The sequence below is a fragment of the Nostoc sp. DedQUE02 genome, assembly GCF_034531035.1.
Taxonomy (GTDB): domain Bacteria; phylum Cyanobacteriota; class Cyanobacteriia; order Cyanobacteriales; family Nostocaceae; genus Nostoc.
Genome location: NZ_JAVRBY020000119.1, coordinates 1 through 10,947 on the forward strand (window position 1 = coordinate 1; position 10,947 = coordinate 10,947).

Here is a 10,947-nt window from a genome sequence, read left to right on the forward strand (position 1 = left end):
AAATCTCCCCCCCTGCAACGCCAGCACCCCCTGCCTCCCCTGCCTGCCTAAATTCATCCCTCTGTTCTGCAACGCCAGGTTTTTTCCCCATTCCCCATTCCCCATTCCCAATTATCAAGAGTCTGGCAATTGTGGAGGTTCAGCGTTAAACCATTTTTGATAAATTTGCTTGTAAGTGCCATTGGATAACAAAGTCGCTATAGCTTTGTTAATTTCATCCAGATGGGGGGAATCCTTGGGGGTAGCAATTCCGTAGTATTCTTTAGTGAGAAGGTCGGCAACAACTCTGATGCCTTGGAGTTTGCCATTTTTAATCGCATACAAAGTAGCAAAAGCATCGCTAACAACAGCATCAACGTTGCCATTGAGCAAGTCTTGGAAAAATTCTGGCCCAGAATTAAAAGTACTAATTTTGGCGTTGGGGATGGTTTTAGCAAAATCGGCTCCAGTTGAACCGATTTGGACAGCAATTTTTTTACCTTTAAGACTATTGAAGTCTTTAATATTTTGGTTATCTTCGCGGACAGCGATCGCAAGTCCGGCTTTAAAATAAGGTCGTGAAAAAGCAATTGTTTTCAGGCGTTCGGCGGTAATCGTGATTCCGCTAATTGCTGCATCAACTCTTTTAGCTTGCAAAGTCGAGATCATGCCATCAAAGGGCAAACTTTCAAACTGGACTGCAAAACCTGCTACCTTTGCGATGCCTGCGGCGGGCGACGCCAACGCATTCATCAAATCAATATCAAAACCTTCTAACTTACCATCAGCCTTTTGAAATTCAAAAGGGACAAAGGTGGGGTCTGTGGCTACCTTGAGAGATTTAGCATCTGGCTTAGTAGTGGGATATAAACTCTGACAGCCAATAATCAGTAGCAAGCAGCCTAAGCTGAGAATTAGCTGCTGCCACTTGAAGTTAATTAATTTCACTATAGTAATTTTGTTCTAGTAATTAATATTTACGATACTTGTGATGATGTTATAAGAAATAATACATCCGTATGACTTTTCGCTAATTGCCTTTTTGTGTGTTCTGTATTCTGACTCCCAATTTTGAATTCCTTATGGCTTCTACCACTTCTAGTTATCGAATTACTGATTTGTTCGCCGAACGGGCTAGAAATTTGACACCACCAACTTATGGTACAGAGTTAACCAAAATCATCAGCGTCAGCTTTGCTTATGGTCTAGCTGACCCAATTCTCTTTCCCCATGCTGATTTGGCTGCCGCAAGTGCTGCTGTGCTGGCAGAAGAGGCTCCGATCGCTCTCAATTACGGTCCACCCTCAGCCCAATTGTATGAGCAAATTATCCTCCGCTTGCAGGCTAAAGGAATCGCTGCTGATCGCGATCGCTTGATTGTTGGTTACGGTTCTGGTCAGATTCTCGGCTTGCTACCAGATGTATTTGTTGAACCTGGTGATGTGGTAATTGTGGAAGGCCCAACCTTTTTGGGAGTAGTTAATAGATTTGTTCAGGCTGGCGCACACCTAATTACCATTCCTGTAGATGAAATGGGAATGGATGTAGATGCCCTAGAAGAAACTTTGAGCGATTTAAAAAAACAGGACATTCGACCCCGGTTTATTTACACTATCCCCACTTTTCATAATCCCACGGGCGCTACTATGCCGTTATTTCGCCGCCAAAAGCTGGTAGCATTAGCGGCTGAGTATGGCGTTTTAGTGGTAGAAGATGATGCTTATAGCGATTTGCGCTTCCAAGGGGAAATAGTGCCCTCCCTAGCAAGCCTTGACAAGGAAGGGTGGGTTTTATACGTGAGTACCTTCTCGAAAATTATTGCGCCTGGTATCCGCTTGGGCTGGGCTTGTGGCGATCCAGCAATTATTGAGCGGTTGGCAATGTTCAAAAGTGAGGGGCCTGTGGGGCCATTTGTCAGCCATGTGCTTGCCCGCTACTGTGCTACTGGCAAATTAGACTATCACATTCAGGAGCTAATTGCTTGTTACAACCATAAGTGTAATTTGTTGTTAGAAGCGATCGCTCAAGAGTTTCCCAGTGATATAGTTGCTTTGCGACCAGATGGCGGCTTTTTCGTTTGGTGTAAATTGCCACCAGATATCAGCGCCAAAGCACTCCTAACTGCTGCCAATGAACACGGTATCAGCTTTCTGCCAGGGACTCGCTGTTATGCTAGTGGCCAGGGAGATGATGCCATCAGATTAGCTTTTAGCTTTCAAACAACGGAGAAGATTGTTGAGGGAATCGCAACTTTGGGAGCAGTGTTGAGGGGATGGCGGTAATTCTTTAGGGGCAGGGGGCAGGGGGCAGGTGGTCACTGAATCTCGACTTCGCTCGATTTCCGCGTAGCCGAAGTGGGGCAGGGGAAGCAGGGGAAGCAGGGGAAGCAGAGGAGGCAGGAGGAACAAATTATGCTTTTATTTGACCCTAGATGTTTTGAAGCTACTGAACTCTCTTACCCTGCGGGAAGCTGACGCAACAGTGGGGATTTAAAACGTCCCTGATTGGTAGCGACAGTAGATGGCAAAGGCGATCTGTCTCTTGCCTTCCTCGATAAATTTTGTAAACTTTAAAAAATTTGTTCTAAACGTTGGAAATCGCGCTGAACTTCATACCAGAGACTTTTATTATGAGGGTCTGTTTTCAAAGCTTTTTTGAGATAAATTCTGGCTTTGAGTAGTTGTTTTTCTGAAATTAGCGCTCGTCCCCAAATTTGATAGGCGATCGCTAGCCATTGACGGACTTCTGCATCTGTTGACAACCGATCTGCTAAAGCTTCCGCCAGGGCGATCGCTTGCGGAAATCGTTTTTCTTGCAAAAATCGCTGCAATTGCTCATAAGTCTTCCACTTCAGCCGTTCTTCTATTTCCAACAGATTAGGCGGCTTTGGTTTCCCTAGTTCTTGGCTTGTCACCGTTGTTACTGGTGTTTTCTGCCTATGCGTTGCCTTAGCGTCATCACGCCCACCAGATGTTGATACCTGAGTTGAATGTGCCACAGTTTCCTCTGGTAGTACCACTGTCATCAGGAGTTTGTACGCTTCTGTCAAGGCAATAAATTTATCTTTGGCTTTGTTGTCATCTGGGTTGATATCGGGATGATATTGCTGCGCCAGTCGTCGGTAAGACGCTTTGATGTCAGCAAAAGAAGCTCCCGATCTTAAACCTAGTAAACGGTAGCAATCTCCAAGATCCATCTTGAGCTATCAGCTATCGAATATTTAGCTATTGGCTATTATCTGTCAGTATCAGCTTCAAGCCCGGACTATTAATGATAAGGGCTAATTTTCTATTTTAAAGTTCAATGTTGACAGTTTGTTCATAAAAGGGCATTGGGCATTGGGTATGGGGAAAGGGAAAGGGGTAAGGGGAAAAGGGGAAAGATTAAATTTATTCCTTTTCCCTTTAACCTAGTTGGTGAGCTTGCCGAACCATAACCTTTCTCCCTGCCCCCTGCCTCCTCTGCTCCCCTGCCCCTACTGACCTATTACAGAGGTTCGTTCTTCAATCACACGGTCAATTAAACCGTATTCTTTTGCCTCTTCGGCAGACATGAAAAAGTCACGATCCATATCTTTTTCAATTTTTTCTATGGTCTGACCTGTCTTATCGGCATAAATGCCATTGAGCTGGTGACGAATCCGCAGAATCTCTCTAGCTTCAATTTCGATATCGGTTGCTTGTCCACGGGTACCACCTGAAGGCTGGTGAATCATAATCCGTGAGTGAGGCAATGCTAGGCGTTTGCCTTTGGTGCCAGCAGCCAGCAGGAAAGACCCCATTGAAGCAGCTAATCCCACGCAAATAGTTACTACATCTGATTTAATATGTTGCATGGTGTCAAAAATAGCCATGCCAGATGTAACCATTCCACCGGGAGAATTGATGTATAAATAAATGTCTTTACCTGGATCGTCTGAGTCCAGATACAGCATTACAGCGATAATTTGATTGGCAATTTCATCATCAATATCACGCCCCAAGAATATAATCCTTTCCCGGTAAAGGCGATCGTAGATGCTAATCCAATCTGTATATTGTCCACCCGGCATCCGGTAAGGAACTTTAGGAACGCCTATAGGCATAATTTACTCCGTTTGTAATAATTTGGGGCAGTTGGAGAGTTAGGAATAACTGATAACTCCTAACTTAATAACTCAGCACTCAGCACTCAGCACTCAGCACTCACTAGAGGACACTGGCAGGAAGTGGAGGATTGGCGAGTTCTTCTTTCTCAAAAACCCGGTCAATTAAACCGTATTCCTTCGCTTCATAGGGTGTTAAATATAACAAGCGATCCATGTCTTTAGTAATTTTTTCTGGAGCCTGTCCAGTGGTGCGATGTAAGATATCAACTAAGGCCCCTTTATTTACCAAAACTTCCCTGGCGCGAATTTGAATATCCGTTGCTTGACCTTGGGCGTAGCTCTTGGGCTGATGCAGGATAATCGAGGAATGAGGCAAACTAGCGCGACAACCTTTTGTACCAGCACTGAGTAGCATCGCTGACATTCCCATCGCGGAACCAACGCAGATGGTGTGGATAGGAGGCTTGATATATTTCATGGTGTCATATATGGCGAAGGCTTCGGTTTCAAAGCCAATGGGTTCGCCACTGTAACCGGAAGTGCCGGTGGAGTTGATATAGATTTTAATCGGTTTTTCGGGGTCGTCGGATTGCAAGAACAGCAATTGGGCCACGATTAATTCCGTAACAGCAGGCACCAGTGGCATCCCAATATAGACGATTCGCTCCTTCAATAAAAGGGAAGGTAAATCTGGCGGTGGTGTTCGGTAAAAGTTATCGCCGTAATATGGGGCTTGAACAGCCTTAATTGGGGAATTGTCCATAGCAACTGATCGCCTGAAACTATGCCGTTAACTGTAATACATCCTAGCGCGATGCTCACCTTCCTTAAGGTGCGGATTTCTCCCTAATGCTAAAGGTGGCTTCGCATCTGCCAATGCTTGGCTTCTAAGATATTCTGATTATATTAATGTATTTGTGTTGGATAAGTTTTCCGTAGAGCTAAAGTGGTGCTTTGAAGTTATTTTTTAGTATGTATATCCTGAATAGGGACTCTGAGTTATGAAGGTTAATTTGCAGCCTGCCTTGAATGATGGTAATTTGGACGCAAATCAACTGAACAGTCAACGTCAGTTGGGAATTTCGATTTCGGCGATCGCAGAGACTCAAGACCGCCATGTACCCCTGAATTTGTGTTTAATTCTCGATCATAGTGGTTCGATGAATGGGCGATCGCTAGAAACGGTGAAAAAAGCCGCGAATCGTTTGGTAGATAGGCTCAACCCTGGCGATCGTCTCAGTGTGGTAGTTTTCGATCACCGTGCCAAAGTCTTAGTATCCAATCAAAGTGTGGAAAATCCAGAGAAAATAAAACAGCAAATCAATCGCCTCGCCGCCGATGGGGGAACTGCGATTGATGAAGGGTTGCGTTTGGGGATTGAGGAGTTGGCGAAGGGCAAAAAAGATACTGTTTCCCAAGCTTTTTTATTAACCGACGGGGAAAATGAACACGGTGATAACAATCGCTGTTTGAAATTTGCTCAATTGGCTGCTAGCTATAATTTAACTTTAAATACTTTGGGATTTGGTGACAACTGGAACCAAGATGTTTTAGAAAAAATTGCTGATGCTGGCTTAGGTACTTTATCTTATATTCAAAAACCCGAACAGGCAGCCGAAGAGTTTAATCGCCTGTTTAGCCGCGTTCAAACTGTGGGATTGACTAATGCTTATCTATTATTCTCCCTGATGCCCAATGTCCGGTTAGCGGAACTTAAACCCATCGCCCAAGTTTCCCCAGACACAATCGAGTTACCACTGCAACAAGAAGCTGATGGACGTTTCGCTGTGCGGTTGGGAGATTTAATGAAAGATGCAGAACGAGTAATCTTAGCTAATATTTATTTGGGACAATTGCCAACAGGTGAACAAGCGATCGCTAATGTGCAAGTCCGCTACGACGATCCAGCCGCCAACAAAGTAGGTTTAGTTACACCAAATATCCCAGTTTATGCCCATGTAGTCAAAAATTACCAAGCAGACCCGAATCCCCAGGTGCAACAATCTATTTTAGCATTAGCGAAGTATCGCCAAACCCAGCTAGCCGAGACGAAATTACAACAGGGCGATCGTTCTGGTGCGGCGACAATGTTACAAACGGCTGCGAAAACTGCCTTGCAAATGGGAGATACTAATGCAGCGACGGTGTTGCAAACTTCTGCCACCCAGCTACAATCTGGACAAGATTTATCCGAAAGCGATCGCAAGAAAACCAGAATTGTCTCCAAAACAGTTTTGCAAGATACTCCTCCCCAGTAAACTCAGGTTTAGATGAAAGTTAAATTGCTCTCGGCGTTAAATGACAATAATGTTGATCTGGCTCAAACAAGTAGCCAACGTCAATTGGCAATTACAATTTCGGCAATCGCTAGTGAGTCCGATCGAAATCTCCCCCTTAATCTCTGCTTGATTTTGGATAGAAGTGGTTCCATGCATGGACATCCAATTAAAATGGCGATCCAGGCGGTGGAAGGATTAATCGATCGGTTGAAAGTAGGCGATCGCATCTCGGTTGTAGCTTTTTCTGGCACTGCGGAAGTCATTATCCCCAACCAAGCGATTGAAGACCCCGAAAGCATCAAATCTCAAATAAAAAGCAAACTGACTGCTAGCGGCGGCACTGCGATCGCTGATGGTTTGGAATTGGGAATTACAGAACTGATGAAGGGCACAAGGGGCGCTGTTTCCCAGGCGTTTCTGCTGACGGATGGGCATGGTGAAAGCGGTTTGCGGATTTGGAAGTGGGATATAGGGCGAGATGACAATAAGCGCTGTCTGAAACTGGCGCAAAAGGCTGCCAAGCTGAACCTAACTATCAACACTTTCGGATTTGGCAATAGCTGGAATCAGGATTTGCTGGAAAAAATTGCCGATGTCGGTGGTGGGACTTTAGCTTATATTGAACGTCCCGAACAAGCGGTGGATCAGTTTAGCCGACTGTTTGGACGGATTCAGTCTATTGGGCTAACTAATGCCCACTTGCTGTTATCTTTAGTGCCCAATGTCCGACTAGCGGAATTGAAACCCATTGCCCAAGTTGCCCCAGACACAATCGAGTTACCAGTAGAACCCGAAGCTGATGGAGGTTTCGCTGTGCGTTTGGGAGATTTGATGCAGGATGTAGAACGGGTAGTTTTGGCGAACATTTATCTGGGACAATTGCCAGAAGGGAAACAAGCGATCGGGCATCTGCAAGTTCGTTATGATGACCCGTTGGTTAACGAAGAAGGTTTACTATCGCCCTTGATGCCGGTGTATGCAGATGTAGTGCGAGCGTATCAACCGACATCTAATCCCCAGGTGCAACATTCTATTTTAGCATTAGCGAAGTATCGCCAAACCCAGTTAGCCGAAGCGAAATTGCAACAAGGCGATCGCACTGGTGCAGCCACGATGCTGCAAACAGCTGCTAAAACCGCTTTACAAATAGGAGATAAAGGTGCAGCAACAGTGTTGCAAACCTCCGCCACTCGCTTGCAAGCTGGGGAAAAACTTTCGGAAGCTGACTTGAAGAAAACTAGGATTGTATCTAAAACCGTTTTACAGGAATAGTAGAAATTTAGCGTTATTGATTAACGATGAGCCTGTAGAGTATTTTCAATTTAAAAATGGGCATATTAAATTCTAGTGGATATTCAGAAAAAATCCGTTTAATAACTGTTAGCTAACAATGCCAAGCAGGTCAGCACATGAAGTTGTACGACAGAGACTACACGATACTCACCTCTGACGAAGAGGCAGAATTTCGCTCACTCAAGGAGCAAGAAGTCGTTATCCCCAAAATCAGAAATTCGCTTTTTCATAAGTACCCTAAAGCTGCACGCCACTATATCAGCCTGTTTCCAAACAACTACATGGACTTTGTTGATCTTCAAGATCGTGTAGGACTCAATAATAAACTTACTTGCTTCCAACAAATGCTTGAGTCGGAAGATGTCGATGAACGCAGTATTTTAAAATTCATTAGTGAACATCGCGCTTACTTCATCATTGGCTCACTTCTTAGTAAGTATTTTCATTTTGGTCACCATGCAACTTATCTTTTCCCTGAGTTTCAGCTCGGCAATTCTTATCGATCCGACTACTTAATTATTGGTCAGAGTTCAGGCGGCCATGAGTTTGTCTTTGTTGAACTTGAAGCCCCCAAAGGTAGGATCACGACTGCTGAGGGCGACCTTGGAGAAGTGTTTCGCAAAGGCATAAAGCAATTACGTGACTGGCGACGTTGGCTGGATAGTTATTATTCTTCACTCAAAGAGACATTTGATAAATCAAGACGAGCTGAAGTTGCACTACCTGATGAGTTCGTCACAATGGATAGGTCACGGTTCCATTTCGTCGTCATTGCTGGCAAACGTACTCATTTCACCAACAAGACTTACGAAATTGGGCGCGAAGAACGTATGGACACAAACATTTTGCTATTACATTACGACAACCTTATTGACACTGCTGCTGATGTAATCGGTAGACAAACCTATTAAATCCTGGCTAACAAGTCGATAAAGCGGATGCTTGAAAGACTATTCGAAAGGTTAGACATCGGGCAACAACGGTAAATGTTAGTAAGCATGTAGAGTGAGTGGGCAAAACGCCTACTCTAAAAGCTTCTAGCGTTGGCGTAGCCCGTCGTAGACATCGCTATCAACCCAACTCAATATCAATTTTTTCCTTTGATCTTCTGCGCTACGAAACCCGGCAGATCGGTACTGTCAACCGCAAAAACGAAAAACTTGTTTGGGTTGTCAACACTTGTCGAATGGTAAGTATCTGGTGCTAAAGTACCAAGAAAATCGTTGTCATTGGCGATGAATAATGTATGCTTTTCCACTCCGTCGATCTTCACATCTTTTCCGAAAGCCAAACCTTCAAGCTTGGCAGGAATGTCCTCTTCTTTGATGCCGTATTGAGTTAATGCAGCTACCACATCAAGGAATAAGGTCTTGCTTACTGCCTTACCAACAAGGTTGCTTTCCCCGGTGATATTGCTTACTTCTTGAGCATTCGTCAAATCGATCCGATAGATTTTCTTGAAGGCAGCCTTGGAGCCGTCGCCAAACCCCTTGCCATCGCGTTCATCTACTAGGAATTGGCGATCGCTAATCGCCAAAATCTCGCTGACGGTGGGATATTTCGGTTTAGACGAAGTGCCAATATTATCTAGTTGATAAGCGTATTCCTGGGTAGCACCTGTGGCGATGTCAATCTTGACGATTCTGGTATAAGCACCATCAGTACCCCCGTCTTGAAGCAAAGGACTTTGCAAAATACCAACTAGAGTCTTACCGTTGGGAGTAATTGCAAGTCCTTCCATACCTTTGTTCGTAACGCGGCCGGATGTGTTGCCACTAATCTCTGTATCACTAACGGGACTCAAGTTGCTGATTGCAAACTTGCGAGGTAGGTTAAAGGCGCTGATACGCCTACCTGTATTGCGGTTAAATTCATATATATAGGGGCCGTATTCATCCGAGATAAATATCTGCTCTCCACTATTGGATACACGCACCCCTTCAGGATCGAAACGCGCATTGTTGGGATATGTTGAGATTTGGCTGGGGTTGAAATTGTCTGAGCGTCCAGTGAAATAGTTTTTACTATTGGTATTTAAGGCTGGGACACCGCTAGGTACACCCAATCCCGCACCACTTCCGTAGTAAAGAGGCTTATTGCTTGATAACAGAGTTGTGTCAATTAAGCAAGGGGTAAGGGTGAAAGGCAACGCTGAACCAAGCTTGCTTGGTACAAGTTTCACTTTGATAGTTTGAAAGCGGTTGATATAGGATGCTGTATCACTTACAGCGTTGTTGTATGACACCGCATTTGGCCCCCGGTCTGGGATAGCAATAAAGGTGTTATTCCCAGCGTAGGCTAGTCCCGACCCTAAACCACCTAAGAGGTTTCCCGGAACGCCATTTTCCAGGGGAGCAGATGTTTCGGTGGAGCGATCGCCTATATTACCATCTAGGCTCCCAATTGCAATCAATTTAATCTCTGCATTTGCAGCAGGAGCCATTGCAAATAACACCAACAATGACAAAATGAGACTTTTGTTGAGCATATCAGTTCTATTGCTAAAAGACAGTATTTATTAAAAAATATTGTCAGTTTTTTTACTTTTTTAGTATCTATTAGCAGTAGTTAAGTAAAAGTTAAGCTTGTACCAATTCTTTGTGAAGCTGCATAGAATTTTACCCCTCCCCGCTTGCAAAAGAGGGGAAAATCCGATTCTCTCCTCGCTTGCGGGGAGGGTTAGGGTGGGGTTCTTTCCGCCTGCAACTTCATATTAAATTGGTATAACTTGCTTAACGCCCTCTACAACTGGCTTAACTCCAAGGCTTTTCATACCTCACTATAAATTGCCAGTGAACAATATCTAAATCATTAATTTCTAGCTTTTCTCGATAGTTCTGAGCCATAATATCAGAGTCATTGAAGAAAACTTCAAATCCCAATCGCTGAAAATCTGCTTCTTGAAAAATGCGATTTAACCGCAAAGGTGTGTAAAGAATTTGGCGATTATAGCGATTTTTGTGGTAATAATTTGCGCTATCAGTTAAATTAATAATACTATCGGTTAACCAATGAGATTTAGTGGCATCTAAATAGGCAATTTCTAAATCGCAGTAGATTGTTGGGAAAAAGCCATAAATCTTACCACCTGGTTTGAGAACCTGATAAAATTCCCGAATCATTTGGCGAAAAATTCTACAGAAGCTTGTTTACTTATGGGATTTTTACCTACCTTAACCAAATTTTTTTGATGTCGAGATTTGGTAAAGACAAAATCTTTGGACTTTCTTTCTTCTACTTTCAAATTCAATCGGAATTGGTAAAGCATTGGCCAAAGCTTCTAAACTTACTTTTTTAATCGATTGCAGC

10 protein-coding genes and 1 pseudogene are annotated in these 10,947 nt (G+C 43.9%); 4 read left to right on the forward strand and 7 right to left on the reverse strand.

Translation table 11 applies throughout. The features are described 5' to 3' along the window. Positions 1-114: 114 nt before the first annotated feature. A complete protein-coding gene (locus tag RMX98_RS35635) occupies positions 115-927 on the reverse strand; it encodes a basic amino acid ABC transporter substrate-binding protein (protein ID WP_322680196.1) in 813 nt (270 codons plus the stop codon). Positions 928-1,061: 134 nt separating this feature from the next. Here RMX98_RS35635 and RMX98_RS35640 point away from each other — a divergent pair, with 134 nt between their 5' ends. After that, positions 1,062-2,261 carry a PLP-dependent aminotransferase family protein gene (locus RMX98_RS35640; RefSeq protein WP_322680197.1) on the forward strand — a complete coding sequence of 400 codons (1,200 nt, stop codon included), beginning with the start codon at positions 1,062-1,064 and terminating at the stop codon, positions 2,259-2,261. Between the two features lie 287 nt (positions 2,262-2,548). On the opposite strand, the gene RMX98_RS35645 is transcribed toward RMX98_RS35640, so the two are convergent. From RMX98_RS35645 to RMX98_RS35655, 3 genes are all read right to left on the reverse strand, one after another. Beyond that, on the reverse strand, positions 2,549-3,175 hold the full coding sequence (locus tag RMX98_RS35645; protein WP_322680198.1) for a J domain-containing protein: 627 nt from the start codon (positions 3,173-3,175) through the stop codon (positions 2,549-2,551). Between the two features lie 279 nt (positions 3,176-3,454). Then, positions 3,455-4,063, reverse strand: coding sequence for an ATP-dependent Clp protease proteolytic subunit (locus RMX98_RS35650; RefSeq protein WP_322680199.1), 609 nt, complete (start codon positions 4,061-4,063; stop codon positions 3,455-3,457). Between the two features lie 103 nt (positions 4,064-4,166). Continuing rightward, on the reverse strand, positions 4,167-4,829 hold the full coding sequence (locus RMX98_RS35655) for an ATP-dependent Clp protease proteolytic subunit (protein ID WP_322670451.1): 663 nt from the start codon (positions 4,827-4,829) through the stop codon (positions 4,167-4,169). 238 nt (positions 4,830-5,067) lie between these two features. On the opposite strand from RMX98_RS35655, the gene RMX98_RS35660 reads away from it, so the two are divergent. The 3 genes from RMX98_RS35660 (at position 5,068) to RMX98_RS35670 (ending at position 8,549) form a co-directional block, all read left to right on the forward strand. Then, complete coding sequence (locus RMX98_RS35660; protein ID WP_322680200.1) at positions 5,068-6,324, forward strand: VWA domain-containing protein; 1,257 nt, start codon at positions 5,068-5,070, stop codon at positions 6,322-6,324. A gap of 12 nt (positions 6,325-6,336) precedes the next feature. After that, the gene (locus RMX98_RS35665) at positions 6,337-7,617 is read left to right on the forward strand and encodes a VWA domain-containing protein (RefSeq protein ID WP_322680201.1); all 1,281 of its coding nucleotides are present in this window, start codon (positions 6,337-6,339) and stop codon (positions 7,615-7,617) included. Between the two features lie 137 nt (positions 7,618-7,754). Then, complete coding sequence (locus tag RMX98_RS35670) at positions 7,755-8,549, forward strand: Shedu anti-phage system protein SduA domain-containing protein (RefSeq protein ID WP_322680202.1); 795 nt, start codon at positions 7,755-7,757, stop codon at positions 8,547-8,549. A 176-nt stretch (positions 8,550-8,725) separates the two neighbouring features. On the opposite strand, the gene RMX98_RS35675 is transcribed toward RMX98_RS35670, so the two are convergent. From RMX98_RS35675 to RMX98_RS35685, 3 genes and pseudogenes are all read right to left on the reverse strand, one after another. After that, entirely contained in the window at positions 8,726-10,126 is a 1,401-nt protein-coding gene (locus RMX98_RS35675; protein ID WP_322680203.1) for an esterase-like activity of phytase family protein, read from the reverse strand. A 265-nt stretch (positions 10,127-10,391) separates the two neighbouring features. Further along, positions 10,392-10,760, reverse strand: a complete 369-nt coding sequence (locus RMX98_RS35680; protein WP_322680204.1) for a hypothetical protein — start codon at positions 10,758-10,760, stop codon at positions 10,392-10,394. Between the two features lie 55 nt (positions 10,761-10,815). After that, positions 10,816-10,947, reverse strand: a pseudogene (locus tag RMX98_RS35685) (IS4 family transposase); the annotation flags it as partial.

Coding starts and splice junctions, on each gene's coding strand:
- RMX98_RS35640 (WP_322680197.1), top strand. CDS start 1,062: ATGGCTTCTACCACTTCTAGTTATCGAATTACTGATTTGTTCGCCGAA.
- RMX98_RS35645 (WP_322680198.1), bottom strand. CDS start 3,175: ATGGATCTTGGAGATTGCTACCGTTTACTAGGTTTAAGATCGGGAGCT.
- RMX98_RS35650 (WP_322680199.1), bottom strand. CDS start 4,063: ATGCCTATAGGCGTTCCTAAAGTTCCTTACCGGATGCCGGGTGGACAA.
- RMX98_RS35655 (WP_322670451.1), bottom strand. CDS start 4,829: ATGGACAATTCCCCAATTAAGGCTGTTCAAGCCCCATATTACGGCGAT.
- RMX98_RS35660 (WP_322680200.1), top strand. CDS start 5,068: ATGAAGGTTAATTTGCAGCCTGCCTTGAATGATGGTAATTTGGACGCA.
- RMX98_RS35665 (WP_322680201.1), top strand. CDS start 6,337: ATGAAAGTTAAATTGCTCTCGGCGTTAAATGACAATAATGTTGATCTG.
- RMX98_RS35670 (WP_322680202.1), top strand. CDS start 7,755: ATGAAGTTGTACGACAGAGACTACACGATACTCACCTCTGACGAAGAG.
- RMX98_RS35675 (WP_322680203.1), bottom strand. CDS start 10,126: ATGCTCAACAAAAGTCTCATTTTGTCATTGTTGGTGTTATTTGCAATG.
- RMX98_RS35680 (WP_322680204.1), bottom strand. CDS start 10,760: ATGATTCGGGAATTTTATCAGGTTCTCAAACCAGGTGGTAAGATTTAT.